21 protein-coding genes are annotated in these 25,328 nt (G+C 65.3%); 17 read left to right on the forward strand and 4 right to left on the reverse strand.

What is annotated here, in order from left to right:
• Positions 1-24: 24 nt before the first annotated feature.
• Positions 25-843, reverse strand: coding sequence for an alpha/beta fold hydrolase (locus V9L21_RS13550; RefSeq protein ID WP_337312613.1), 819 nt, complete (start codon positions 841-843; stop codon positions 25-27).
• A 344-nt stretch (positions 844-1,187) separates the two neighbouring features.
• On the opposite strand from V9L21_RS13550, the gene V9L21_RS13555 reads away from it, so the two are divergent.
• The 4 genes from V9L21_RS13555 (at position 1,188) to V9L21_RS13570 (ending at position 5,917) form a co-directional block, all read left to right on the forward strand.
• Positions 1,188-2,210: an alpha/beta fold hydrolase gene (locus V9L21_RS13555; protein WP_337312615.1), complete on the forward strand. Its 1,023-nt coding sequence runs from the start codon at positions 1,188-1,190 to the stop codon at positions 2,208-2,210.
• 13 nt (positions 2,211-2,223) lie between these two features.
• On the forward strand, positions 2,224-3,654 hold the full coding sequence (locus V9L21_RS13560) for an aldehyde dehydrogenase family protein (RefSeq protein WP_337312617.1): 1,431 nt from the start codon (positions 2,224-2,226) through the stop codon (positions 3,652-3,654).
• 96 nt (positions 3,655-3,750) lie between these two features.
• On the forward strand, positions 3,751-5,283 hold the full coding sequence (locus V9L21_RS13565) for a sensor domain-containing diguanylate cyclase (RefSeq protein WP_337312619.1): 1,533 nt from the start codon (positions 3,751-3,753) through the stop codon (positions 5,281-5,283).
• Between the two features lie 379 nt (positions 5,284-5,662).
• Positions 5,663-5,917: a hypothetical protein gene (locus V9L21_RS13570; protein WP_337312621.1), complete on the forward strand. Its 255-nt coding sequence runs from the start codon at positions 5,663-5,665 to the stop codon at positions 5,915-5,917.
• 132 nt (positions 5,918-6,049) lie between these two features.
• On the opposite strand, the gene V9L21_RS13575 is transcribed toward V9L21_RS13570, so the two are convergent.
• Entirely contained in the window at positions 6,050-6,430 is a 381-nt protein-coding gene (locus V9L21_RS13575) for a VOC family protein (protein ID WP_337312623.1), read from the reverse strand.
• Between the two features lie 260 nt (positions 6,431-6,690).
• On the opposite strand from V9L21_RS13575, the gene V9L21_RS13580 reads away from it, so the two are divergent.
• Positions 6,691-8,337 carry an ankyrin repeat domain-containing protein gene (locus tag V9L21_RS13580; protein WP_337312625.1) on the forward strand — a complete coding sequence of 549 codons (1,647 nt, stop codon included), beginning with the start codon at positions 6,691-6,693 and terminating at the stop codon, positions 8,335-8,337.
• A 55-nt stretch (positions 8,338-8,392) separates the two neighbouring features.
• On the opposite strand, the gene V9L21_RS13585 is transcribed toward V9L21_RS13580, so the two are convergent.
• Together V9L21_RS13585 and oxlT are read right to left on the reverse strand one after the other, a co-directional pair.
• On the reverse strand, positions 8,393-9,286 hold the full coding sequence (locus tag V9L21_RS13585) for a DMT family transporter (protein WP_337312627.1): 894 nt from the start codon (positions 9,284-9,286) through the stop codon (positions 8,393-8,395).
• 158 nt (positions 9,287-9,444) lie between these two features.
• Entirely contained in the window at positions 9,445-10,800 is a 1,356-nt protein-coding gene (gene oxlT / locus V9L21_RS13590) for an oxalate/formate MFS antiporter (protein ID WP_337312629.1), read from the reverse strand.
• A gap of 216 nt (positions 10,801-11,016) precedes the next feature.
• On the opposite strand from oxlT, the gene V9L21_RS13595 reads away from it, so the two are divergent.
• The 12 genes from V9L21_RS13595 to tssH all read left to right on the forward strand — a co-directional run bounded on the left by V9L21_RS13595 (position 11,017) and on the right by tssH (position 25,326).
• A complete protein-coding gene (locus V9L21_RS13595; protein ID WP_337312631.1) occupies positions 11,017-11,478 on the forward strand; it encodes a carboxymuconolactone decarboxylase family protein in 462 nt (153 codons plus the stop codon).
• A 93-nt stretch (positions 11,479-11,571) separates the two neighbouring features.
• On the forward strand, positions 11,572-12,660 hold the full coding sequence (locus V9L21_RS13600) for an alpha/beta fold hydrolase (RefSeq protein ID WP_337312633.1): 1,089 nt from the start codon (positions 11,572-11,574) through the stop codon (positions 12,658-12,660).
• Positions 12,661-12,876: 216 nt separating this feature from the next.
• Positions 12,877-14,064: a fumarylacetoacetate hydrolase family protein gene (locus V9L21_RS13605; RefSeq protein WP_337312635.1), complete on the forward strand. Its 1,188-nt coding sequence runs from the start codon at positions 12,877-12,879 to the stop codon at positions 14,062-14,064.
• Between the two features lie 134 nt (positions 14,065-14,198).
• The gene (gene tssA / locus V9L21_RS13610; protein WP_337312637.1) at positions 14,199-15,281 is read left to right on the forward strand and encodes a type VI secretion system protein TssA; all 1,083 of its coding nucleotides are present in this window, start codon (positions 14,199-14,201) and stop codon (positions 15,279-15,281) included.
• A gap of 106 nt (positions 15,282-15,387) precedes the next feature.
• Positions 15,388-15,957 (forward strand): type VI secretion system contractile sheath small subunit, encoded by a 570-nt coding sequence (gene tssB / locus V9L21_RS13615; protein ID WP_126746717.1) that lies wholly within the window; start codon positions 15,388-15,390, stop codon positions 15,955-15,957.
• A gap of 27 nt (positions 15,958-15,984) precedes the next feature.
• Positions 15,985-17,493: a type VI secretion system contractile sheath large subunit gene (tssC, locus tag V9L21_RS13620; protein ID WP_157611312.1), complete on the forward strand. Its 1,509-nt coding sequence runs from the start codon at positions 15,985-15,987 to the stop codon at positions 17,491-17,493.
• Positions 17,494-17,540: 47 nt separating this feature from the next.
• Positions 17,541-18,023, forward strand: coding sequence for an Hcp family type VI secretion system effector (locus V9L21_RS13625; RefSeq protein WP_126746719.1), 483 nt, complete (start codon positions 17,541-17,543; stop codon positions 18,021-18,023).
• A gap of 119 nt (positions 18,024-18,142) precedes the next feature.
• A complete protein-coding gene (locus tag V9L21_RS13630) occupies positions 18,143-19,009 on the forward strand; it encodes a type VI secretion system accessory protein TagJ (protein ID WP_337312641.1) in 867 nt (288 codons plus the stop codon).
• A 29-nt stretch (positions 19,010-19,038) separates the two neighbouring features.
• The gene (tssE, locus tag V9L21_RS13635) at positions 19,039-19,569 is read left to right on the forward strand and encodes a type VI secretion system baseplate subunit TssE (protein ID WP_337312815.1); all 531 of its coding nucleotides are present in this window, start codon (positions 19,039-19,041) and stop codon (positions 19,567-19,569) included.
• Positions 19,569-21,440, forward strand: coding sequence for a type VI secretion system baseplate subunit TssF (tssF, locus tag V9L21_RS13640; protein WP_337312643.1), 1,872 nt, complete (start codon positions 19,569-19,571; stop codon positions 21,438-21,440). Before tssE ends, tssF begins: the two co-directional genes overlap by 1 nt.
• Positions 21,437-22,585: a type VI secretion system baseplate subunit TssG gene (gene tssG / locus V9L21_RS13645; protein ID WP_337312646.1), complete on the forward strand. Its 1,149-nt coding sequence runs from the start codon at positions 21,437-21,439 to the stop codon at positions 22,583-22,585. The genes tssF and tssG overlap by 4 nt, the downstream gene beginning before the upstream one ends.
• The gene (gene tssH / locus V9L21_RS13650) at positions 22,582-25,326 is read left to right on the forward strand and encodes a type VI secretion system ATPase TssH (RefSeq protein ID WP_337312648.1); all 2,745 of its coding nucleotides are present in this window, start codon (positions 22,582-22,584) and stop codon (positions 25,324-25,326) included. Before tssG ends, tssH begins: the two co-directional genes overlap by 4 nt.
• Positions 25,327-25,328 lie beyond the last annotated feature (2 nt).

Genomic DNA, 25,328 nt, shown 5'->3' on the forward strand with positions numbered 1-25,328 from the left:
CGCCGCGCGCAGACCGGGCTGTCCTCACTGCGCCGATGCCGCCTCGGCAATCAGCTTTGCCACCGCATCGGGATGCGACGTCATCACGACGTGCGACGCACCCTTGACCACGACGGTCTTCACTGACTTCGCGCGCTCGGCCATGAAGGACAAGGCCGCGGGCGGAATGTTCTTGTCGCCGCTGCCGTAGACAAACCACGAGGGCACGGACTTCCAAGACGGTGCCTCGGAAGGTTCGTTCAACGCAGCTTCGGCAATAGGGCGCTGCCCCACGGCCATCAGGCGTGCCTTGCCGACCGGTACATCGGCTGCGAACTGCGCGGGAAACTTGTCCTGCTGGATGTACAGGTCCTTGCCGCCGTCGGCCAGCGGCACCGGCGGTGCAAGCGTCGGGCCGAGCGTGCTGCCCGGAAATTTTCCGGTGAGGCCGAGCGCCGTCTCGCCTGCATCAGGCGCGAACGCCGCGACGAAGACCAGCGCCTTCACATTGGTCTTTCCGCTCGCGGCCGCCGAGATGACCGAGCCGCCATACGAATGGCCGACGAGAACCACCGGCCCCTTGATCGAATCGACCACGCTCGCGACTGCCGCTGCATCGGACTTGGGCCCGCGCAGCGGGTTTGCAGCGGCCACGACCGGGTAGTGCCGCGCCTGCAGGCCGCGCACCACGCCGTCCCAGCTGGACGAATCAGCGAACGCCCCATGCACGAGCACCACAGTGGGCTTGGGCTGCTGCATGGTGGCCGCACCCGGCTGTGCAAGGGATTGAAGTGGCACGAGTGCCGCCAGGCCGGCTGCTGCGGCGATGAGCGACAGGCCGACGCGGCGGGAGAACTTTGTCATGACGATTTTTCCTTGTTCGACGTTGAGAAAAGGCCGGCTGAACTACCGACCAAGTCGAGTCTAGGAGCGCATGCAGCCTGGCAGACGTTCTCTGTATGCCTGTGTGTCCACGGAGGGTCTTGCGACACTACCTTGCGAATGAGTGGTGCATCACACCTTGCCCGGTTGCCGCGATTTGAAATTTATTGTTGGCGAAACCGGCGCAGATACAGAGGCATACGAAAGCCGCCCGCCGAGCACTCTTCACGCCGAAGAATCGCTCCATCAGTTGGGAGATGCGCATCGATCCGGCTGACAAACCCTCTTCCAGATTTGCCATCACCCATCACCGAAAGGAATCTCCAATGACTGCTTCGCTCCAGTTGCCCCGCCGCTCTTTTCTTGCCAAGGCCGCCTTCGGCATGGCCGCCGTGCAGCTGACTTCGATGATGCCTGCATTCGCCCAATCCACGGCCGCAGGCAGTGCCAGGCGGCTCGAGCCACTCAAGAGCATCGAAGCCGGCAGCCTCGACATCGGCTACTACGAAGCCGGCCCCGCCAATGGAGCGCCGGTGATCCTGCTGCACGGCTGGCCGTACGACATTCACATGTTCGTCGACGTCGCGCCGCAGCTTGCCGCCGCGGGCTTTCGCGTGATCGTGCCGTATCTGCGCGGCTACGGCACTACGCGCTTTCTTTCGGCGGACACGCCGCGCAACGGGCAGCAGTCTGTCGTCGCCGTCGACATCATCGCGCTGATGGACGCCTTGAAGATCAAGACCGCCACGGTGGCCGGCTGCGACTGGGGCGCGCGCACGGCGTGCATCATGGCCGCGCTGTGGCCCGAGCGCGTGAAAGCGCTGGTGTCGGTGAGCGGTTATCTCATCGGCAGCCAGGCGGCCGGCAAGAACCCGCTGCCGCCCGAGGCCGAACTGCAGTGGTGGTACCAGTACTACTTTGCAACCGAGCGCGGCCGCGTGGGCTACGAGAAGAATCGCCACGACTTCGCCAAGCTCATCTGGCAGCTTGCATCGCCCAAGTGGAACTTCGATGCAGCCACCTTCGAGCGCAGCGCCGTGGCATTCGACAACCCCGACCACGTGGCGATCACCGTGCACAACTACCGCTGGCGCCTTGGCCTGGCCGATGGCGAAGCGAAGTACCAGGCACTCGAGGACCGGCTGGCCAAGGCGCCGGTGATCGGCGTGCCGACGATCACGCTCGAAGGCGATGCCAACGGCGCGCCGCATCCGCAGCCGAGCGCCTATGCGAGCAAGTTCTCCGGGCGCTACGAGCATCGGCTGGTCAGCGGCGGCATCGGCCACAACCTGCCGCAGGAAGCGCCCGAGGCCTTTGCCAAGGCCGTGATCGACGTGGTGCGCGCGTGAAGGAGCGGACCCCATGTGGAGCATCGATCACGCATACATCGACGGCGCCTTCGTGCCCGTGCAGGGCAGCGAGCGGCTGGAGATCGGCAACCCGGCAACCGAGCAAACCATCGGCACGGTGACGCTGGCCAACCGCGAGGACGCGAAGCGCGCGATTGCCGCCGCGAGCCGCGCTCAGCCCGTGCTTGCGGCCAGCACCAAGGCGCAGCGCATCGAGATGCTCAGGCAGCTCGAAGCCGCCGTGCTGGCGCGCACGAACCAGATTCGCGATGCCACCATCGAGGAGTACGGCGGCCCGCTCGCACGTTCGCAGTGGGTGAGCAACTACGCGTCGCAGTGCTTTGCCACCACGGCGCAGGCGCTGCGCGACTACGCCTTCGAGCGCCGCCTGGGCGAGGCCACCGTGGTGATGGAACCGGTCGGCGTTGCCGGCCTCATCGCGCCCTGGAACGCCGCCGCCGGAAGCATCTGCAGCAAGCTGGCATCGGCCGTTGCCGCGGGCTGCGCCTCGGTCATCAAGCCCAGCGAGCTGGGCCCGTTGCAGGCGCAGGTCGTCACCGAGGCGTTGCACGACGCGGGCTTGCCGGCTGGTGTATTCAACGTGCTGCTCGGGCGCGGCAACGACGTGGGCGATGAGATTTCCACCAGCCCGGACATCGCGAAGATCTCGTTCACCGGTTCCACGCAGACCGGAAAGCTGATTGCGCGCGCGGGGGTAGACACCATGAAGCGCGTGAGCCTCGCGCTCTCGGGCAAGTCGGCTACCGTGGTGCTCGACGATGCCGACCTGGCGGCGGTGCTGCCCATGGCCCTGAACGCCGCCTTCATGAACAACGGGCAGGCTTGCGTGGCTGGCACCCGTCTGCTGGTTCCACACGTGCACATGGCCGAGGCTATCGAACACTTGCAGGCAGCCGTGGCCGCCATGCGCGTGGGCGATCCGCGCGACCCCGCCACGGCCATCGGGCCGCTCGCGAGCAAGGCGCAGTTCGAACGCGTGCAGCATTTCATTCGACGTGGGCTCGCGCAGGGCGCAATGCTCGTGGCCGGCGGCGAAGGCCGCCCGAGTGGCCTTGGCAAGGGCTGGTTCGTGCAGCCCACCGTGTTTGCCGGTGTGCACAACCACATGGACATCGCGCGCGAGGAGATCTTCGGCCCGGTGCTCTCGGTGATCGGCTATGGCGACGAGGCCGAAGCCATTGCCATCGCGAACGACTCCGCATACGGCTTGCAGGCGTACGTGTTCTCGTCGCAGCCGGAGCGCGCTCTGCGCGTGGCTTCGCAACTGCGTGCCGGCACCGTGCTGGTCAACCGCATCGTGCCCGAGCTGAGCGCGCCGTTCGGCGGCGTCAAGCAGTCGGGCATCGGCAGGGAGTTTGGCGTCTTTGGCATGGAGGCATTCCTGGAGCCCAAGACCATTGCCGCCGCACACAACTTTGCTTGAAAAAGAAAGGAACGATGAAAGCAATGGGGCAGTTTCAATTCTTGTGCATATGTGTCAAAGTGCGACCAAGGCTCGGGGGTCAATGCCGCTGCACGAATGTCCCATCCACTTTCAATCGCCTTTCGCACGACCGCCTTCGTGGTCGTTGTCTGCGCCATCCTGCTGGCGATCGACGGCTGGAATAGCTGGCAGTCGCGCTCCGATCAGCTTGAGCAGATGAGGGTGGCCACGTCGAATCTTGCGCGCGCCATGTCGCAGCAGGCAGACGACGCGATCAAGAAGGCCGACACGGTGCTGGTCGGCGTGGTCGAACGCGTGGAGCACGATGGCACCGATCCAGAAGATGTGGCCCGGTTTCGCAGGGTGCTTGCCATGCGTGTCGCCGAGCTTCCGCAGCTCGACGGCGTACACATCTACGACAAGAACGGCGACTGGGTCGCGAACTCGCGTCGCACGGCGCCAGAAAACCTGAACAACGCGAACAGGGAATATTTCGTCTTCCATCGAACGCACGATTACCGCGGCCCCCACATCGGTATACCCGTAATGAGTCGAACCACCGGCAGGTTGCTGGTTCCGGTTTCCAGGCGCATCAACCATGCGGACGGCAGTTTTGCCGGCTTGGCGCTCGCGACGATCCACGTGGGCTTTTTTTCGAAGTTCTACGACAGCCTCGACATCGGGAAAGCCGGCGCTGTTGCTCTGGTGCACGAGAACGGAACCATGATGATGCGGCGGCCCTACAGCCCCGACGCGGTGGGCCGCGACATGCGCGAAACCGAACTCTTCCGTACCTACACCACGCAAGGTCCGATCGGCACCGCCTACATCAAGTCGGTGCAGGATGGGGTGACGCGATTGAACAGCTTCCAGCGCCTGGACAACTATCCGCTCTTCGTGGTCGCAGCGCTGTCCAAGGACGAGATTCTGGCCAACTGGTGGCGCGAGACGCTTTGGCATTCGGGTGGCGTCTTTCTGCTGACCTTGATCATCGGCTTCATCGGCTGGCGGTTGGTAAGGCAGTTTCAGCTCCAGGTCCGTACCGAGGCCGAGTTGCGGCAGGCACGCGATGCACTGGAAACCTTGAACAAAACGCTCAACGCGCTTGCCATGGAAGACGGCTTGACGGGGCTCGCGAACCGCAGGCAGTTTGACGTGGCGCTGGACAACGAATTCAGCCGCGCTGCACGCAATGCGAGCACCCTCGCGCTGATCATGATGGATGTGGATTGCTTCAAGCAATACAACGACATCTACGGCCACGCGGCAGGCGATGAGTGCCTGCAGACCATCGGCCGCACAGTCGCCAAGATCGCAGGTCACCGGCCGGGTGACCTTGCGGCCCGCTATGGCGGAGAGGAACTCGCTGTGCTGCTGCCAAATACCGACGTAGCGGGGGCCGCGATGTTGGCCGAGCGCATCCGCAGCGCCGTGCGAGATCTGAACATCGAGCACGCAGGCACCGCCGATGGATTCGTGACGTTGAGCGCCGGCGTGGATGCGCTCAGTCCCTCAGCCAGGAAAGAGCAGCCCAAGGAATTGATCCAAGCCGCCGACAAGGCGCTGTATGCGGCAAAGGCCGGTGGCCGCAATCGTGTGTGCTCGGCGGCGTCGCTAGCGGCTGCGTGAGGGATCGCGGACAGCAAATTCCGATTTGACGGCTTTGATTGCGGTGGTTCGTCTTGTCGAAGCTTCACGAGTTCCTTTCAAGTTCGGATGCCGGGCGACTGCAACTACTGCTTTGGGGTGCGATGATCGGCTGGTGAGGGCCCGAAGCAGCCGGTCGCTAAATCCGAAAGAGGACATTCGAGTAAATTCGGTTTTCCCGCCAGCATCAGCGAACCGCCATGCCTAAGACATTGCCCCGAACCATCTGCCTCGTGACCTGGTGCACGCGTGAGGTGACAGTGCGGCATTCCTTTGGGAATCGCTTGACCTTTGCCAACGCAGTGAGCACGTGACGGGCCGTCCGGATGCCCCGAGCCGCCGACGGCCGTGGCTACAGTCGATGCAGGCCCTCGCCGTCGTGGCCTTGATCGGCTGGGGTTGCCTTATGGGAGCGACCGAAGTGGTGGAAAGCCTGCGCACCGGGGTGCTCAACAACCGCAAAGGACCTGACATCCTTGCAGCCGAGCAGCCCGTCTTTTACTGGGCCCTGATCGGCTTCTACACGGCGGCAACCCTGACCGCCGCCGGCTTGGCGCTTTTGGTGCTGGCCATTGCCGTGCGCGATCTGATTGGTGCGAGAGGCCCTGATCGATGAATACGTCGTCTACGCGCTTGGCGACCTGCGTAACGGTGGTGACGAGCCCGTTGTCGGTTGTCCGTGCGGCGCAGTTCTCCTGGCCCACTCACAAACGCCTGGGTGGTGACGCTGAAGGACCGCTGTTGGCGGTCAGCCGCCCTTACCCGCAGTAGCACGGTGGGCCCGGCTCGAAATGCTGATGGAGTTCTTGTCGAGGTCCTTCGCATTCGCAAACGCATAGCCATTGGCTTCGTGCACCGTACCGAATACCAACCCTTCAAGCTTGGCTTGCGCAGCGAAGGCCGCTACGTCTTTCACGTGAAAACTCAGCTTCACGCCCACTTGCCCAAGCTTCACGGACTTGGCTGCTTGATGGATAAGCATGCCGGCGCCGCCGGTCGGATGCTTCAGCTCGATCAGGCCCTCGACGACCTCACCATCTGTCAGGAAGCCGAAATGCCGGGCATAGAAAGCAGCCGCCTTTTGCATGTCTCTGGCGTAGATGATGACGGTTCCCAGCGGCGAGTCCATACGTGCCTTTTCATGTGGACCGGACGCTCGGCGTCCGGCTTTTTTGCCGACTGTAACCTCAGGGTTCGACACAAGAAAATGCCTGCTGCAGCAGCAGGCACGAGAAGTCCGCGCCGCCCCAGCATGTTTTATGATTCCCCCGCGTGCAAGACGCGCCCGGGCCCGCGGGAAGGGTTGAACCCACTTGCCTCCATCTCCCATCCACGCCTTTTGTGCAGCCGACACTGCGGGTCATCGGCATCTGATGCACGGAGGTGTCCATGAAGCGCGTTCCCCCTCGTCCCGACATTGGCCAACTGAAGAAGCAGGCCAAGGAATTGCTCTCCCTTTATCGCCGCGAAGATTCCGCGGCAATGCAGCGATTCCGCGAATCTCTGCCTGCGGCTCGCGGCAAGGAGAACAAAGACCTGCTCGCCATGTCCTTGCGCCTGCACGACGCACAGTCGTGCCTGGCGCGGGAGCATGGCTTTCCCTCTTGGGTCGACCTGCAGCTCTTCGTGCATGCGCGCCGCGCGCTCGCCGACGATCCGGGCCTGGCGGTGCGCCGATGGCTATCCATGGTCTATGCCGGCGACGTGGCTGGCGGCAACAACGCCCATCGGCCTGCTGTGGCCGAACGGTTGCTCATCGAGAACCCCGCGCTGCCCGGCGACGATCCATATCTGGCTTGTGCCATCGGGGACGAGGCCGGCCTCCGTCGCGCAACCTTGCATGATCCCGCATGGGTCCACCGCGAGGGTGGGCCGCTGCGCCTGCCTCCGCTGGTGGCGGTGACTCATTCGGGGTTGGCAAGCCGGCCGGGCTTTCGAGAGCGGTTGCGCAATTGCGCGAGTTTTCTGCTGGCCGCCGGCGCGTCGCCCAACCAGTCCGTCGGCAACCGTTGGCCCCCGGCTTCGCTCGAGGCGCCTTCGGCCACCGAGCGGCTGTCGGCGCTCTACGGCGCCGCGGGCAAGGCTTTCGATCCGGAGCTGACCCGACTTCTGCTCGAGGCCGGTGCGGATCCGAACGACGGCGAGTCTCTTTATCACTCACTCGAAGCGCCCGCGTGTACCAAGCTGCTGCTCGATGCCGGCGCGCGGATTACCGGCTCGAACGCGATGTATCGCGCGCTCGATCTCGACGACGCCGGCGTATTGCAGCTGCTGCTCGATCACGGTGGCGATCCCAACGAGCCACCGCTGGGTCCGCCGACATCCGACTGGGGATCGCCGCTGCTGTGGGCGATCCGCCGTCGCCGCTCGCTTGCTCATGTCCAAGCCCTGCTTGCGGCCGGCGCGAAGGCGGACGCGTGCACACCCGATGGCGTTCCGGCCCGCACACTGGCGCTTCGCTTCGGGCAAGCCGAGGTTGCCGCGCTCCTGGAGCGTGCAGGCGCGGACCGTGAGCCGCTCGCAACGGATGAAGCATTCGTGGCTGCCTGCGCGCGCGGCGATGCGGAATCGGCTCGCGCAATTCAGCAGGCCCACCCGGGCGTGATCGACGCCCTTGACGATGCCCGGCTGCGCCTGCTCCCCGAACTCGCTGCACAGGGGTGCGCCGCCGCCGTCAAGGCGATGGTGAGGTGCGGTTGGCCGATCGAGATCCGCGGTGGCGACATCGATGCATCAGCGCTCAACCACGCTGTTTTTCGTGGTGATGCAGCGCTCACGCACTTCCTGCTGGAGCACGGCGCCGATTGGCGGACGCTGCACGGCTTCGGCGACAACGTTTGCGGCAGCCTGTCCTGGGCGTCGCTCAACCAACCGGTCGAAGGCGGCGACTGGGTCGGCTGCGCAAGGGCCTTGTGCGCACATGGCCTGCCGCCTGCGCGGCCGGACCCGAACGGATCGGACATCGTCCTGATCGGAGACAAGCGCTATCAGTTCGCGGACGACGTCGCGGATGCGCTGCTCGGCGCCGCTGCTTGACGCCCTCGCGTTTGCCGCAAAAGCATGTGGCCTTGCACGCGCACTTGGCGGCGGCTCAGGCGGTCTGCCGCTCTTGCTGCGCGGCTCCTGGCGCCTCGATTCGCGCCAGCCACAGTCCGCTCGCAACGATCAACGCGCCGCCACCCAGCGTCCATGCATCGGGCGTGGCTTGCCAGAATACCCAGTCCAGCAGAAGCGCCCAGGCGAGGGCGCTGTATTCGAAGGGGGCGATGGCAGCCGCCTGGCCGTGGCGGAAGGCTTCGGCGATGGCCAGTTGCCCCAGAAAGCCGCTGATGGCCAAACCCGCCAGCACCCAAGTGTGTTGAGCTTGTATGGGCACCCATTGCGGGGCCGATAACAGGCAACCGCCCACAGCCATGCCGGCGGTGGTCCAGAAGACCAGGGCGGCGCTCGATTCAGTGCGGCTGATGAGTCGGCCCAGCATGTTCGACAGCGCGTAGCAAACCGCGGCCACCAGGATCGCCAGGGCGCCCACCGAGAGAAAGGCTCCCTGCTCGGGCCGCAGCGCGATCACGACACCGACGAAGCCCAGCCCGATGGCGACCCAGTGCCGCGGCTGGACCGACTCGCCCAGCATCGGTACGGCGATGAGCACCATCAGCAGCGGCGCGATGAAAGTGAGTGTGTAGGCCTCTGCCAGGCCCAGGGACTTCAGGCCATGGACGAAGAGCACAAGCATCGTCATGTTCAGCGCCGTGCGCAGCAGGTGCAGGCGCCAACGCAGCCGACGGCTGAAAACGCCTGCTGCCTCGCGCCGCCACGCGATGTACAGGCACACAAGGGGCAGTGCCGTGAGTCCGCGCAGCGCCATCACTTGCACGGGCGGGTAGTGTCCGGCCAGGTTTTTGAGCAGCGCGTCCATGCAGGCAAAAAAGGCGCAGGCCAACAACATCGCGGTGATGCCGCGCAGGGTTCCGGTCGAGGGCATGGTCGGGTTATTTCGCGGCAGTGGCCAGGGCGGGACTTGTTCTTGACCGCCTAGCATAGTTGCTGCGAAGGCCCGCTTGTGGCCGTTCTCACTCCAACGCCGCTTCCGAAGCAAGTTCTGCCCTAACCTGCACCACGGCTGATCCGTCGCGCTGGTTCTCAGCGCCTTCGTCTCGGGCTCTCATTCCCCGCCTCGATCGTCCTCCGGCGCATCGGCGCGAGGAGCAGCTTGGCGGCAATGCCTGCGCCGATCGACACGACGGCGGCCACCAGAAATACGCGGTCCCAGTTGCCGCCGGCGGCGAGTAACGAGCCCAGCGGTACGAACAGCGATGCGGTGCCCTTGGCCGTGTACATGGTGCCGGCGTTGCTCGCGGCGTTCTTGCCGCCGAAGGTGTCGGCCACCAGCGCCGGAAAGATCGAATAGATCTCGCCCCAGAACAGGAACACGAGCGCCGCAAAGGTCATGAAGGCCGCAGGTTCATGGCCGTACATCTTCAAGCCGAGCAGTGCCAACCCTTCGCCGACAAAGACCAGCAGCATCGTGTTCTCCCGGCCGATCCTGTCCGAGACGAAGCCGCACAGCGGCCGGGTGAAGCCGTTCGCCAGGTTGTCGATGGCAAGCGTCATGGTCAGCAGCGGCATCGACATGCCGAGGAAGTGCATGGGCAGCTTGTCGATGTGAAAGTCTTTCGCAATGGGGCCGATCTCTGCCGTTGCCATCAGTCCACCGGCGGCCACCAGCACGAACAACAGATAGGTGAGCCAGAAGACCGGCGTCTTCATCATCTGCCCAGGCGTGTAGTCGACCTTGGTCATGACCAGGCGTGCTTGCGCGGCCACGCCCTTGGGCGCGCAGGGCTTTGCCATGAACATCGCAAGCACGAAGATGCAGCCTCCCTGGATGATGCCGAAGTACACGAAGGTGTGTTCGTAGCCCGCGCTCTGGATCATGTTCGCGATCGGGATCACGGTGAGCGCCGCGCCGGCGCCGAACCCGGCCGCCGTCAGGCCCGCGGCCAAGCCGCGCTTGTCAGGGAACCACTTCAGCGCGTTGCCGACGCAGGTGCCATAAACGCAGCCGGCGCCAACGCCGGAGATCACGGCGGCCGTATAGAGCATGGTCAGCCCGTCGGCATAGGCATTGAGAATCCAGCCCATCGCGGCGAGCACGGCGCCGCTGGCGACCACCGGGCGTGGACCGAAGCGATCGACGAGCCAGCCTTCGACGGGCACCAGCCAGGTCTCCACCACGACGAATATCGAGAAGGCAATCTGGATCGCGCCCAGCCCCCAGTGATGCTTGGCTTCCATCGGGGCGACGAACAGGGTCCAGCCGTACTGGACGTTGGCAATCATCGCCATGCAGACGATGCCCAGCGCGAGCTGCACCCAGCGCAACGATCTGCTTGGGGCGGTAGTGGTGGCGGGGGTAGTAGTGGCCGTGGCGGCCACGCGGGGGGTGGTTGCGATGGCTGCGCGCGAAGGCGTGCCATCCCTGGGCTGAGGGATCATGAGGAGAACCTTTCCTTTGTCTCTTTGTGGAGTCTGTAGTTGTGGAAAGCCATCGAATCGCCGCACTCGCATGCCATCGATCCGAAGGGGCAATGTCCGGGCGATCGCAGGAAAAACTCTTGACCTGCGTCAAGATTGCCGCTGCCTGTCACAAAACGATGTGCCTGCGCGTCTAAGAGGTGTTTCCCTCAACCCTTAAGCCACAAGGAGCTCGAAATGTCCTCAGCCCGACTCGACTACCACGCCCTCGCACCCGCCGCCGCGCGCGCCGGCGCACAGTTTTCCCACGCCGCCGGCAGTACGCTGGACAAGCGCCTGCGTGAACTGGTGAACCTGCGCATCAGCCAGATCAACGGCTGCGCTTTCTGCATCGACATGCACTGGGCCGATCTGGTCAAGCAGGGCATGGACCCGCGCCATGTCAACGCTGTGGCGGGTTGGCGCGAGGCGGAGCGCTTCTTCAGCGAAGGCGAGCGCGCCGCGCTCAACTGGGCCGAGGCCGTGAACGCAGTGCCGCAGCGCACGCCCAGCGACGCGGACTTCGAGGCCGTAAAGCGGCACTTCAGTGATGCGCAGATCGCAGACCTTACGTTCGCGGTCGGCGCCATTCGTTCGTGGAACATGCTCAATGCGAGCTTCCACATGCAGGTGCCCGAGACGCCGTACACCGTCGGCTGAATCCGCCCTGGTGGGCGGCCAGGACGGGCGCCTCCATGGCGCGGCGGATGTGGCTTTCGCGGTAAATTGCGCTCAAACCACAGGAGACAAAACATGCCCGCCAATCCGCACTTCAACCGGTTCGCATTGCGGGCCGCCTTGTACTCCTGCCTGGCAATGCTTGCCTTGACGAGCCGCGCCGCCGACTACCCGCCGCCCAAGGAGGGCAGCTGGATCGCGAAGGACTTTCGCTTTCACACCGGCCAGGTCATGCCGGAACTGCGCCTGAACTACGTCACCATTGGCGCACCCAGCGGCGAGCCGGTGCTGATCCTGCACGGAACCGCCGGCTCGGCGGCAAGCATGCTGACGCCTGCATTTGCCGGCGAGCTTTTCGGCGTGGGCCAGCCGCTGGATGCCACCCGCTACTACATCATCATTCCCGACGGTTTGGGAACGGGCAAGTCGGCTCGCCCCTCCGATGGCTTGCGCGCCAGCTTTCCCCGCTACAACTACGACGACATGGTGGACGCGCAGTACCGGCTCGTGACCGAGCACCTCGGCGTCAAGCACCTGCGGGCGATCGTCGGCAATTCCATGGGAGGCATGCACGCGTGGACGTGGGGCGTGAAGTACCCCAACGCCATGGACGCGCTGGTGCCGATGGCGTGCCAGCCCACCGAGATGTCCAGCCGCAACTGGATGATGCGCCGGCTGCTGACCGAGTCCATCCGCAGGGATCCGGAATGGAACAACGGCAACTACACCGCCCAGCCTCGCAGCGCCCAGCTTGCCTCCGTGTTCTTCGCCACGGCCACCAACGGCGGCAACCTGGCGATGTACAAGGCCGCGCCGACGCGTGCCCAGGCCGACAAGCTGCTGGAGACGCGCCTGAATGCCCCCTTTGCCGCGGATGCGAACGACATCCTCTACCAATGGGAAGCGTCCGCCGACTACAACCCGTCGCCCGGGCTGGAGCGCATTCAGGCGGCCGTGCTCGCCATCAACGCAGCCGATGATGAACGCAACCCGCCTGAGACCGGCATCATGGAACGCGAAATGAAGCGCGTGAAAAATGGCCGCTACTACCTGATTCCGGCCAGCGACCGGACCACCGGGCACGGAACCACGGGCCAGGCGACGTGGTGGAAGGCGCAGCTTTCGGAACTGCTGCAGAAAGCGCCAAGACAACCAGGGTTGTAGTCAATCTTCCCGCCGCCTTGTGGAACCCACTTTGCATAGGCAGCGCGGGTCAGCGAGCGCACGGCCGCCGCGTCCTTCTCTGTCAGGAGCGCGCGCGACGACCGCAACGCACGTCCGGAACGGACCGGCGCCCGGCGCCTGACGGGCCGCATTCTTGCATCAAAGCATGGCGCTACGATCACCCATCTACCGACAAACCCAAGAGAGACAACTCCCATGCCATTGAACCTCGACACCTCCTCGAGCCTCCCGCAAGACGCCGCGCGTGCCACGCTTGTCGGCCGTCTATGGCAGCCCGGCGTCGGGCCGGTGCTGGTGGCCGTCCATGAGGGCGGGCTGCACGACCTTTCCCGACTCGCGCCCACGATGAGCGACCTGCTCGAAGCGAAGGAATCGCCTTCCGATGCGGTGCGGCGTGCGCTGCAGGGCGGCCAGGCGCCGCGCATCGCCTCGCTGGACGAGGCCATTGCCAACAGCGACGCAACGGCGCGCGACGAATCCAAGCCCTGGCTGATTGCGCCTTGCGACCTGCAGGCCATCAAGGCCAGCGGCGTGACCTTCGTCGAAAGCCTGCTCGAGCGCGTGATCGAAGAGCAGGCGCGCGGCGATGCATCGCGTGCCGAGGCCACGCGCGCCGCGCTGGGCGGTGTGCTCGGCGACAACCTCGCGGGCATCGTGCCGGGCTCCGCCGAGGCCGCAAAGGTGAAAGAGGTGCTGCTTGCGCAGGGCGCATGGTCGCAGTACCTCGAAGTGGGCATTGGCCCCGACGCGGAGATCTTCACAAAGGCCCCGGTGCTCTCTTCGGTGGGCACCGGCGCCGACATCGGCATTCATGCGGCTTCGGTGTGGAACAACCCCGAGCCCGAAGTCGTGCTTGCCGTGAACAGCCGCGGCCAAACGCTGGGCGCTGCGCTTGGCAACGACGTTAACCTGCGCGACTTCGAAGGCCGCAGCGCGCTGCTGCTCGGCAAGGCGAAGGACAACAACGCGTCCTGCGCGATCGGTCCGTTCATTCGCTTGTTCGATGCGCACTTCGGCATCGACGACGTGCGCCGCATCACGGTCGCACTCGAAGTCACCGGCCCCGAAGGCTTCAAGCTCGAAGGCTCTAGCTCGCTCTCGAAGATCAGCCGCGATCCGCTCGACCTGGTGTCGCAAGCCATTGGCGTGCACCACGACTACCCCGACGGGCTCATGTTGTTTCTCGGCACGATGTTCGCGCCGACACAAGACCGTCATGGTCCTGGGCAAGGATTCACCCATGTCGTCGGCGATCGCGTCCGCATCGCCGCGCCGGAACTCGGCGCCCTCGTGAATCGCGTGGTTCATTCGGACCAGGCGCCACGGTGGACTTTTGGGTTAAGCGCGTTGATGCGCAATCTTGGTGGGCGCGGATTGCTGTAATCGTTCTTTCTACGCTTTAAAAGGAGTTGTACTCCTTTGTAATTCATAGGCAGCACGTAGCAATGTGTTGCTGTTGACCGCGCTTCGCGTTCCCCTCAAGATAACCATTGTTGATGGTTGTTAATAAAAGGGAGATGGCGTTGCCGCCAAGCGAGATCGAACTACTGCAGTCGCCTGTTGAAGGCCCGCTTCCGTGCGGCGAAGACCTCGAATACGACCCCGACTTCATGGCGTTGCAGCAAGCAACGACCGGGAAGCGGGAGCAGCAGTTCGGCTCGACCATCATTCCGGCCGAGCCGCCCGACTGGGCTCGCGTCGAACGCATTGCAAAGCAACTGTGCCAGCGCACGATCGACTTGCGCGTGCTGGTTCCGCTCACGCTGGCGTGGACCGAGAGCCGGGGGCTGCCCGGCTATGTCGACGGCCTGCGCGTGGTCGATGGCGTGTTGCAAAAGTTTTGGGACGACGTGCATCCGCGCGTGGTCGATGAAGGTTTCGAAGACCCGCTGCCGCGCATGAATGCGTTGGCCGCACTGGCCGAAGCCGAGGGATTGGGACGCAGCGTGCGCGATGCGCGCCTGCTCGAAGACGCCGGCGTTTCGATGAGCTTGCGGCAGGTCGAGGCGCTGCTCGACTCGAGCAAGGCCGACCAGATCGACTATCCGGGCGGCATCGGCCGGCTGCGCGAAGTGGCGCGTCGTGCGCAAGAAAAAGCGGCGCCGCCGGTGCTGGCATTGCATGCGGCCCTGGAGCTGTTGCAGCGAATTCGCGAGACCTCGGAGCGGGCCTTGGGCCAAAGCTGGGCGCCCGATTTTTCCAGGCTCGAACGTTCTCTTCGCACTGTGGTGCAGCTGCTGCCAGAGCAGGCCCAGCAGGCACTGGCCGAAGCATCTGAAGTTGCGCAAGGCAGTGAGGCCGCGCCATCGGCCTCGCCGGGACAAGGCTCTGCCAGTGCTGCCAATGGTGCGAGCGGCCAGCGCGTAGCGGGCATTAAAGATATTGAAATATCGAATCGTGATGATGTGCAGCTGTTGCTGGAAAAGGCGTGCCAATACATGGAGCGCACCGAACCCAGCCATCCGGCACCCATGCTCATCCGAAGAGCGCAAAGACTGCTGGACCTCAACTTCTTCCAGATCATCGAAGAACTCGTACCCGAGGGCTTGCAGAAGATTGAAAGCCTGGCGGGGCGCTCGCTGAGTACCGGCACCGAATAGAAGTGCCGGCGAACAAGTGGCAGGGCGGCAAGCAGCGCGAGAACGCAAGGTCAGATCAGTCAGAGGCAACTCCGACCCACACGCATAGAGATTCAAGAGGAAGCTTATGGCAGACAACCGTGTCAGAAACAGTGGTCAGAAGTTCATTGCGCGCAACCGCGCGCCGCGCGTGCAGATCGAGTACGACGTCGAGATCTACGGCAGCGAACGCAAGATCCAGTTGCCCTTTGTGATGGGCGTCATCGCCGATCTCGCGGGCAAGCAGGTCGATCCGATGCCCGACCTGGCGGAGCGTGACTTCATGGCCGTGGACATCGACAACTTCGACGACCGCATGAAGGCCATCAAGCCGCGCGTGGCGTTCCAGGTGCCCAACACGCTCACGGGCGAAGGGCAGATGAACGTCGACATCACCTTCGACAGCATGGACGACTTTTCGCCCGCGCGCATTGCACGCCAGGTGGGCGCGCTGCAGCACCTGCTCGAGGCGCGCACCGAGCTTTCCAACCTGCTGTCCTACATGGACGGCAAGAACGGCGCCGAGCAGCTGATTGCCCAGGCGCTGCAGAACCCGGAGCTGCTCAAGTCGCTCGCGTCCGCGCCCAATCCCGCCGTTGCCAAGGCGGTGGAAGCGGCAAACGAGAAGTCGGGCGGCCCCGGCACCTCTTCCGAATAAGCAGAGCAAGCCGACAGGACGTCCATCATGAGCACCGCACCCAAACAGACAGCGCGCGCACAAGCCGCCACCATCGAAGCGCTCGAGCCCAACGAGTTCTCCGACCTGCTGCAGCGAGAGTTCAAGCCCAAGACCGACCAGGCCCGCGACGCGGTGCAAAGCGCCGTCAAGACGCTGGCGGTACAGGCGCTCGAAAGCACCGTCACCATCTCGAACGACGCCTACCGCACCGTGCAGGCGATCATCACCGAGATCGACCGCAAGCTCTCCGAGCAGATCAACCAGATCCTTCATCACGAAGACTTCCAGCAGCTCGAAGGTGCATGGCGCGGCCTGCACTACCTGGTCAACAACACCGAGACCGACGAGCAGCTCAAGATCCGCGTGATGTGCGCTTCCAAGCGCGAAGTGGCGCGCTCGCTCAAGCGCCACAAGGGCATCGGTTGGGACCAGAGCCCGCTGTTCAAGAAGATCTACGAGGCCGAATACGGCCAGTTCGGCGGCGAGCCGTTCGGCGCGCTTATCGGCGACTTTCACTTCGACCACAGCCCGCCCGACGTGGAGATGCTCGGCGAAATGGCCAAGATTGCCGCGGCCGCGCACTGCCCCTTCATTGCGGGCGCATCGCCCACGGTGATGCAGATGGACTCGTGGCAAGAGCTTTCCAACCCGCGCGACCTGACCAAGATCTTCCAGAACACCGAGCACACCGCATGGCGGTCGCTGCGCGAATCGGAAGACGCGCGCTACATCGGCCTGGCCATGCCGCGCTTTCTTGCGCGCCTGCCGTACGGTGCGCGCACCAATCCGGTGGACGAGTTCGAGTTCGAAGAAGAAACCGATTCGGCGCTGCACAACCGCTACACATGGGCCAACTCGGCCTATGCAATGGGCGTGAACATCAACCGGTCGTTCAAGCAGTTCGGCTGGTGCACGTCGATCCGCGGCGTGGAATCGGGCGGCGCGGTCGAGAACCTGCCCACCCACACCTTCCCGACGGATGACGGCGGCGTGGACATGAAGTGCCCGACCGAGATCGCCATCAGCGACCGGCGCGAGGCCGAGCTGGCCAAGAACGGCTTCATGCCGCTGGTGCACCGCAAGAACTCCGACTTTGCGGCCTTCATCGGCGCGCAGTCGCTGCAGCAGCCGGCCGAGTACTACGACGCCGATGCCACGGCCAACGCCAACCTGGCGGCGCGCCTGCCGTACCTGTTTGCATGCTGCCGCTTTGCGCACTACCTGAAGTGCATCGTGCGCGACAAGATCGGTTCGTTCCGCGAGCGCGAGGACATGGAGCGCTGGCTCAACGACTGGATCATGAACTACGTGGACGGCAGCCCAGGCACGTCGTCGCAGGACACGAAGGCAATGAAGCCGCTGGCGGCGGCCGAAGTCCAGGTGGAAGCCATCGAGGACAACCCGGGCTACTACGCCGCCAAGTTTTTTCTCCGGCCGCACTATCAGCTTGAAGGGCTGACGGTGTCGTTGCGGCTGGTTTCGAAGCTGCCATCCAACAAGAAGGACAGCAGCTAGTTCAACGGTGTCCCGAAATCGGGCAAATATAACTTTGGGGGTTAATCATGGCAGTAGACATGTTCATGCGCGTCGAGGGCGCAAACGGCGAATCCAAGGACTCGAACCATAAGGACTGGACGGATATCAAGTCGTTTGCATGGGGAGCGACGCAGCCTGGAAACATGGTCAGCGGCGGTGGCGGCGGTGTGGGCAAGGCAAGCTTCAACGACCTGCAGGTTCTTGCGCGCATCGACAAGGCGGCCCCGTCCGTCATGAAGAACTGCGCAAGCGGCAAGCACCTGAGCAAGGTCGAAGTGTCGGTGTGCAAGGCCGGTGGCTCGCAGATCGAATACACCCGCGTCACGCTCGAAGAAGTGCTGGTGACCTCGGTGCAGTACACGGCCGAGCAGGGCAGCGATGCGGTGCTGGTGCAATTTGCCTTCCAGGCCGCCAAGGTGAAGCAGCAGTACTGGGAACAGACGGACAAGGGCGGCAAGGGCGCCGAAACCGTTCTGGCCTGGAACATCAAGGAAAACCGGGAAGCCTGATTCCCGTTCTTGCCTGACCGACTCCGCGCGCGCCGCATGGCGGCGTGCCGCGGGGCTCCGGTCACCCGCAGATATTCACCGGCGGCCTGCGGCCGCATGCGAGTCAATGAGGAAGTTTCATGGGCGATGGGTTTGCAGTGCTGGGCGAGCGCTCCGTGGCCGAGCACACCGAATGGGTACAGCGGCAGATCCGCGCGCAGCCCCAGAACGCCAGCCTGCGGCTTGCCCTCGGCCACTTTCTTGCGTTGCGCGGCGAATGGCAGCGGGCTGAAGACCAGCTCAAGCTCGCCGCGAAGATCGATCCTTCTTTTGCTCCTGCCAGCGCCACCTGTGCGATGGCCCTGGCAGCCGAGCGCCACCGAACAGAATTCTGGAACGGCGGCCGTGCGCCGGCCGTCATTGCCGGCGATGCAGACTGGGTCGCGGGGCTGATTGCCGCCGCGGCGCTGCCGCCCGAGCAGGCCGCGCAAGCGGCCGACCTGCGCGAGGCTGCGCGTCAGGCGGCGCCCGCCTTGCAGGGCACCCTGAGCTGTGTCGACCGGTCCGATTCACGCGCCGCGCAGGCCATTGACGGCGAGCCGGTGCAAAGCATCGAGTTCGCATGGCTTTGCGACGGCGACGTGCGCATTGGCGCCGTGCTCGAACTGCTCACGCCTTCGGGCTATGCATGGCTGCCGCTGCCGGCGGTGCGGCGCCTCAAGTTTTCGCGTCCGCAGCATCTGGTCGACCTGCTGTGGGCGCCGGCCGAAATCGTGCTGCACGACGGCCGCGGGCTCAACGGCCTAGTGCCGGTGCGCTACCCCGGCGCGCTCGACGCGCTGGAAGACGAAGCGGCACTGGGCCGCCGCACCGACTGGCTGCCGCTGGCCGGTGAAGAGCAATACGCCGGCGTGGGCCAGCGCACGCTGATCAGCGAAGCCGGCGATCATTCGCTGCTCGACATTCGCCTTGTCGAGTTTGCCGCAGCGGAGAGCGTTGCCCAGTGAGTGCCCTTTTGCCAGCCAGCCGCTCGCCCATGGAGGCCGATGGCGACCACCAGCAAGAAAGCGTTGCACGCGACCGCTTGCAGCCGGTGCTGCTCGACCGCCTGACCGACAAGCAGCCGCAGACCCGCCAGGAGCGCGCGGGCGCGTTCCTGATGAGCGGCAAGCTGCTGCGCGATTCGGTGCTGCGCGACTTGCAGTGGCTGCTCAACACCACCAACTTCGGCGCTGACCACAACATCAACGCCATGCCGCGCGCGCGGCGCTCGGTCGTGAACTACGGCGTGCGCGGCTGGGCCGGCGGGCGCATGTCGGAAGTCGACTTTGCCGACGTCGAGGCCGCCATTCGCGCGGCCATCATCGACTTCGAGCCACGCATCATGAAAGACAGCATCGACGTGCGCTGCGTGACCGACTCCACCGACCTGGAGCACCACAACCTGCTCGCGCTCGAGATCCGCGGCACGCTGTGGTCGGTGCCTTACCCCATTGAATTCATCCTGCGCTCCGAGCTCGACCTCGAAAGCGGCCACATGATCTTGCGCCCGACGGGAGGGCTCTGATGGACGCGCGGCTGCTCGATTACTACAACCGCGAGCTCACCTACATGCACGAGCTCGGCGCCGAGTTCGCGCAGCGGTATCCGAAGATTGCCGGGCGGCTGGGCATGCGCGGCATCGAGGTCAGCGATCCCTATGTGGAGCGGCTGCTCGAAGGCTTCAGTTTTCTCACGGCGCGTATCCAGCTCAAGATGGATGCGGAGTTTCCGCGCTTCTCGCAGCGGCTGCTGGAGGTGGTGTACCCGAACTTTCTTGCGCCGCTGCCCGCCATGGGCGTGGTGCAGATCGACGGCAATCTCAACGAAGGCTCGCTGAAGGCCGGGTACGAGCTGCCGCGCCACACCATCCTGCGCGGCCGCATGATCAAGGGCGAGCAGACGGCCTGCGAATTTCGCACCGGCCATGCTGTCACGCTGTGGCCCATCAAGATTGCCGAGGCGGGCATCGGCCCCGTGCCGGCGGAAATTGCGCACGCCATGCCAGTGGTTGCGCGCCAGGCCAAGAGCGCCATCACCATCAAGCTCGAAGCGGTGGGCGGCGCCCGGTTTGCCGAAATGCCGCTCGACCGGCTCGAGTTTTTTCTTTCAGGCGCCGAGCTGCATGCGCTGCGCGTGCTCGAGCTGGCGGTGCACCACAGCGTGGGCGCCGTGTGCCGCAGCGGCCCGGGCAGCACCGCGCGCATCGTGCCGCTGGGCGACGAGGCCATTCGCCACGAAGGCTTCGACCCCGACCAGTCGCTGTTGCCCTACGACGCGCGCTCGTTCCAGGGCTACCGGCTGCTGCACGAGTACTTCGCCTTCCCCGATCGCTACCTGTTCTTCAGCGTGAAGAACCTGCGCGCCGCGGCCGCCGCCATGAGCGGCGGCACGATGGAAATCGTCATCCTGCTTGACCGCGCCGACAGCGACCTGGAACGGGTTGTCGATGCGCGGCACTTCTCGCTCTTCTGCACGCCCATCATCAACCTGGTGCCGCGCCGCAGCGACCGCATTCCGGTCGGGCCGGGGCAGCATGAGCACCATGCGGTGATCGACCGCACCCGGCCGCGCGACTTCGAGATATTTACCGTCGAGCGCGTCACGGGCCACATGAGCAACGGCTCCGAGGAGCGGGAGTTCAGGCCGTTCCTAGGCTCCTTCGCGGCCGACGACGGCGACTTCGGTTCTTACTTTTCGCTGCGCCGCGAGCCGCGCCTGGTGTCCGACCGCGCCCGCGCACAAGGCACCCGCACCAGCTACACCGGCAGCGAGGTGTATGTGTCGCTGGTCGACCAGCACGACGCGCCCTTTCCACACAGCCTGCGGCACATCACCATCGATGCGCTGTGCACCAACCGCGACCTGCCGCTGCTGCTGCCCACGGGGCTCGAGTCCGATTTCACCCTGCGCGTATCGGCGCCGGTGCGCGCGGTGCGCATATTGCGCGGCCCGTCGCGGCCGTATCCCGCATTGGCGGAAGGCGCGCTCACCTGGCGCCTCATCAGCCACCTGGGCCTCAACTACCTGAGCCTGACCGACGTCGATGCCAACCAGGGCGCGGCCGCGCTGCGCGAGATGCTCGACCTGTACGGCAACCTGGCCGACCCCGCGGTGCGCCGGCAGATCCAGGGCGTGCGCTCGATGGCGCTGGCGCCCGTGTTCCGCCGGTTGCCCGAGCCGGGCCCGATTGTCTTCGGCCGCGGCGTGGAGGTGGCGCTGAAGATCGACGAGGTCGCCTTCTCGGGTTCGAGCCCCTATCTTTTCGGCGCTGTGCTGGAGCAGTTCTTCAGCCGGCATGTGTCGCTCAACGCGTTCACCGAGTTCGCGCTCTCCAGCCTGCAGCGCGGAGAAATCGCGCGATGGGCGCCCCGCATCGGACGCCGCCCCGCCGTATGAGTGCGCTGCACGCCACCAATGCTTCGGCGGCACCGTCGACCGTGCCCGATGAGCCAACTGCGGTTGCTCAGCCTGCGCGGCGCGGCGCGCCAGAGGCCGATCCGGTCTTGTGGGCCGGCCTCGTCGACCAGCCTTTCGAGCATGACCTCTTCATGCTGCTGCGCCGGCTCGATGCACAAGGCGGCCATCCTTTGCTGGGCCGCGCGCCGCGCCCGCTCGACGAGCCGCTGCGCCTGGGGCAGGAGCCCTCGATGGCGTTCGCGCCGTCGAACGTCTCCGGCGTGGATGTGGACGGCGACGGCCCGCCGCGCATCTCGATCTACGGCTTCGGACTGTTCGGCCCCAACGGGCCGCTGCCGCTGCACCTGACCGAGTACGCACGCGAGCGCAAGCGCCATCACAGCGACAACACGCTCAGCGCCTTTGCCGACCTGTTCCATCACCGGCTGATCCTGCTGTTCTACCGCGCCTGGGCCGATGCGCAGTCGGTCAACAGCCTCGACCGCCCCGACGGCCACCGCTTTGTCGACTACGTGGCCAGCCTCATGAACATGGGGCAGCCGGGCCTCAAGGAGCGCGACCGCATTGCCGACCATGCGCGCACTTTCATGGCCGGGCATCTGGTGCGGCAGACGCGCAACCCCGAAGGGCTGATCCAGATACTCAAGCTGTACTTCGGCGTGCCTGTGCGCGTCGACGAATTCGTGAGCGGCTGGGTGATGATCGACGACCGGCAGGTGAGCCGGCTCGGCCTCTTCGGGCGCAACCACCAGCTGGGCGGCGGCGCGACCATCGGCCTGGCGGTGCGCGATGCGCAAAGCAAATTTCGCCTGGAGCTGGGCCCGCTCTCGCAAGACGAATTCCGCCAGTTCTTGCCAGGCAGCAAGCGGCTGCAGCAGGTGGTCGACTGGGTGCGCCAGTACGTTGGCATCGAGTTTGCCTGGGAGCTGCGGCTGGTGCTCAAGAAAGAGGAAGCCCGCGGCATGCAACTGAGCGGCGGGCAGCGGCTCGGCTGGGGCAGCTGGCTCGGCACGCGCCTCTCTGACACCGATGCAGGCGACATGGTGTTCCAGCCCGAAGCATTGTTTTCCCGTTCCGCATCGGCAGCTTCCGTGGCGGCTGAAGTTTCTTCCATGGCCTTATGACCGATATTCGCCGCGTCTCTCTTTTTTCCAAACTGAACCCGATGCTCTACAAGGCATTGGAGACCGCCACGGCGTTTGCCAAGCTGCGCGGCAACGCCTATGTGGAGCTGGTGCATTGGCTGCACCAGATATTGCAACTGCAGGACAGTGACCTGCTGCGCATCGTCAAGCGCGCAGGCCTCAACATCGATGCGGTAGAGCAAGACCTGGTGCGCGCGCTCGACCGCCTGCCGCACGGCGCCACGTCGATCAGCGACATTTCCGAGCACGTCGACAACGCGGTGGAGCGTGCCTGGGTGTATGCCAGCCTGCGCTTCGAGGCCACGTCGATCCGCGGTGCCTATCTGCTCGCGGGCATCGTGAAGACGCCGGGTCTGCGGCAGGTGCTTTCGGGCATCTCGCGCGAGTTCGACAAGATCGTGCCCGACGTGCTCGTCGCCCAACTCCCCGCGTGGACCGAAGGTTCGCCCGAAGATGATTTCGACGCCGCACCGCAAGGGCAGGGCGGCGGCCACGGGGCCCCTGCGGCGGCTCACCAGGGCGACGGTGCGGCGGCCGGCGGCTCCGCGCTGGCCAAGTACGCAAGCGACCTGACGGCCAAGGCGCGCGCGGGCGAACTCGATCCCGTCTATGGGCGCGACGACGAGATCCGCCAGATCATCGACATCCTCATGCGCCGGCGCCAGAACAACCCGCTGCTCACCGGCGAGGCCGGCGTGGGCAAGACGGCCGTCGTCGAGGGACTCGCTTCGCGGCTTGCGGCAGGCGATGTGCCGCCGTCGCTCAAGGAAGTGTCGCTGTGGGTGCTCGACCCCACGTTGCTGCAGGCTGGCGCGGGTGTGAAGGGCGAGTTCGAACAACGCCTGCGCCAGGTGATCGACGAAGTCGAGAAGAGCCCCAAGCCCATCGTGCTGTTCGTCGACGAAGTGCACACGCTCGTCGGCGCGGGCGGCACCGCCGGCACCGGCGACGCGGCCAACCTGCTGAAGCCGGCGCTCGCGCGCGGGCGGCTGCGCACCATCGGCGCCACCACCTGGTCGGAGTACAAGAAGTACATCGAAAAAGACCCGGCCCTCACGCGGCGCTTTCAGACCATCCAGGTGCACGAGCCCACCGAGCCCAAGGCCGTGGTCATGCTGCGCGGCATTTCGGCCGAACTCGAAAAGCACCACGGCGTGCTCATCCTCGATGCCGCGCTCGAAGCGGCCGTGAGCCTGTCGCACCGCTACATTCCCGCACGCCAGCTGCCCGACAAGGCGGTGAGCCTGCTCGACACGGCGTGTGCGCGCGTGGCGCTGAGCCAGCATGCGCTGCCCGCCGCCATCGAAGACCTGCAGCGCCGCATCGAGGTGCTGGGCATCGAGCGGGGCATTGCGCAGCGCGAAGCCGCCATTGGTGTCGGCGAGGCGAAGCGTGTCGACGACATCGCGGGCGAGGTGGCCGCCGCGCAGGCGGAACTCGACTTGCTGGAAAAGCGCCGCGTGGAAGAAGCGACGCTGGTCGAGCGCATTGTGGCGTTGCGCAAGCAGCTGTCGCCCGCTGCCGTGCCCGTGCAGGCAGAAGAGGCTGCGGCGGAAGACGTGGAGGGCGACGACGTCGACGCCTCGGCGCAGGTCGAAGCCGCGCTGTCCGAGCCCGAGCGAGCGCCCGAAGAGATTCGCGCCGAACTCAACCAGGCGCAAGACAAGCTTGCGCAGCTGCAGGGCGAATCGCCGCTCATCCTGGCCGCAGTCGATGCGCAGGCCATTGCCACCGTGGTGGCCGACTGGACCGGCATCCCCATCGGCCGCATGGTGCGCGACGACGCGCAGTCGGTGCTGCGCCTGGGCGAAATTCTCTCGGCCCGCGTGGTGGCGCAGCCCGATGCGCTCGAAACCATTTCGCGCCGCATTCGCACCGCGCGTGCGCGGCTCGACAACCCGAACAAGCCGGTCGGCGTGTTCCTGCTGTGCGGCCCTTCGGGTGTGGGCAAGACCGAGACCGCGTTGGCGCTTTCAGAGGCGCTCTACGGTGGCGAGCAGAACCTCGTCACCATCAACATGAGCGAGTTCCAGGAGTCGCACACCGTCTCCACGCTCAAGGGTGCGCCGCCTGGCTACGTCGGCTACGGCGAAGGCGGCGTGCTGACCGAAGCCGTGCGCCGCCGACCCTACAGCGTGGTGCTGCTCGACGAGATCGAGAAGGCGCACACCGACGTGCACGAGATCTTCTTCCAGGTGTTCGACAAGGGCTGGATGGAAGACGGCGAGGGCCGCCACATCGACTTTCGCAATACCGTGATCATCATGACGTCGAACGTCGGCACCGACCTGGTCATGCAGCTGTGCGAAGACCCGACCCTGCGCCCCGACCCCGAGCCGCTGGCGGCCGCGCTGCGCGAACCGCTGCTCAAGGTGTTTGCGCCGGCGCTGCTGGGACGGCTGGTTGTGGTGCCTTATTACCCGTTGCACGCCGATGCGCTGCATCGCATCATCCGCCTTCAGCTCGACCGCATTGCCGCTCGCCTCGATGCGAACCACGGCATTGCGCTGCACTACGACGACAGCGCCGTCGAACTGGTGGCGCGCCGCTGCACCGCCATCGAGTCGGGCGGACGGATGATCGACGCCATCCTGACGCACACCATTCTTCCGCGGCTGAGCGAAGAAGTCATTGGTGCAACGGTCAGCGCGCGCAAGCTTGCAGAGGTGCGGCTGAGCGCGGCGAACGACGACTTTCACTACGAATTTTCTGAACGCTGAGC

The organism is Variovorax sp. CCNWLW235, assembly GCF_037204085.1.
In the GTDB taxonomy this organism is placed as follows: Bacteria; Pseudomonadota; Gammaproteobacteria; order Burkholderiales; family Burkholderiaceae_C; genus Variovorax.

What these genes read in the sequence shown, in the direction of transcription:
- tssC (WP_157611312.1), top strand. Translation starts at nt 15,985, where the DNA reads ATGAGCACCGCACCCAAACAGACAGCGCGCGCACAAGCCGCCACCATC.
- tssF (WP_337312643.1), top strand. Translation starts at nt 19,569, where the DNA reads ATGGACGCGCGGCTGCTCGATTACTACAACCGCGAGCTCACCTACATG.
- V9L21_RS13630 (WP_337312641.1), top strand. Translation starts at nt 18,143, where the DNA reads ATGGGCGATGGGTTTGCAGTGCTGGGCGAGCGCTCCGTGGCCGAGCAC.
- tssE (WP_337312815.1), top strand. Translation starts at nt 19,039, where the DNA reads ATGGAGGCCGATGGCGACCACCAGCAAGAAAGCGTTGCACGCGACCGC.
- V9L21_RS13570 (WP_337312621.1), top strand. Translation starts at nt 5,663, where the DNA reads ATGCAGGCCCTCGCCGTCGTGGCCTTGATCGGCTGGGGTTGCCTTATG.
- V9L21_RS13585 (WP_337312627.1), bottom strand. Translation starts at nt 9,286, where the DNA reads ATGCCCTCGACCGGAACCCTGCGCGGCATCACCGCGATGTTGTTGGCC.
- tssH (WP_337312648.1), top strand. Translation starts at nt 22,582, where the DNA reads ATGACCGATATTCGCCGCGTCTCTCTTTTTTCCAAACTGAACCCGATG.
- V9L21_RS13580 (WP_337312625.1), top strand. Translation starts at nt 6,691, where the DNA reads ATGAAGCGCGTTCCCCCTCGTCCCGACATTGGCCAACTGAAGAAGCAG.
- V9L21_RS13575 (WP_337312623.1), bottom strand. Translation starts at nt 6,430, where the DNA reads ATGGACTCGCCGCTGGGAACCGTCATCATCTACGCCAGAGACATGCAA.
- tssB (WP_126746717.1), top strand. Translation starts at nt 15,388, where the DNA reads ATGGCAGACAACCGTGTCAGAAACAGTGGTCAGAAGTTCATTGCGCGC.
- V9L21_RS13560 (WP_337312617.1), top strand. Translation starts at nt 2,224, where the DNA reads ATGTGGAGCATCGATCACGCATACATCGACGGCGCCTTCGTGCCCGTG.
- oxlT (WP_337312629.1), bottom strand. Translation starts at nt 10,800, where the DNA reads ATGATCCCTCAGCCCAGGGATGGCACGCCTTCGCGCGCAGCCATCGCA.
- tssG (WP_337312646.1), top strand. Translation starts at nt 21,437, where the DNA reads ATGAGTGCGCTGCACGCCACCAATGCTTCGGCGGCACCGTCGACCGTG.
- V9L21_RS13600 (WP_337312633.1), top strand. Translation starts at nt 11,572, where the DNA reads ATGCCCGCCAATCCGCACTTCAACCGGTTCGCATTGCGGGCCGCCTTG.
- V9L21_RS13625 (WP_126746719.1), top strand. Translation starts at nt 17,541, where the DNA reads ATGGCAGTAGACATGTTCATGCGCGTCGAGGGCGCAAACGGCGAATCC.
- V9L21_RS13550 (WP_337312613.1), bottom strand. Translation starts at nt 843, where the DNA reads ATGACAAAGTTCTCCCGCCGCGTCGGCCTGTCGCTCATCGCCGCAGCA.
- V9L21_RS13565 (WP_337312619.1), top strand. Translation starts at nt 3,751, where the DNA reads ATGTCCCATCCACTTTCAATCGCCTTTCGCACGACCGCCTTCGTGGTC.
- V9L21_RS13555 (WP_337312615.1), top strand. Translation starts at nt 1,188, where the DNA reads ATGACTGCTTCGCTCCAGTTGCCCCGCCGCTCTTTTCTTGCCAAGGCC.
- V9L21_RS13595 (WP_337312631.1), top strand. Translation starts at nt 11,017, where the DNA reads ATGTCCTCAGCCCGACTCGACTACCACGCCCTCGCACCCGCCGCCGCG.
- tssA (WP_337312637.1), top strand. Translation starts at nt 14,199, where the DNA reads ATGGCGTTGCCGCCAAGCGAGATCGAACTACTGCAGTCGCCTGTTGAA.
- V9L21_RS13605 (WP_337312635.1), top strand. Translation starts at nt 12,877, where the DNA reads ATGCCATTGAACCTCGACACCTCCTCGAGCCTCCCGCAAGACGCCGCG.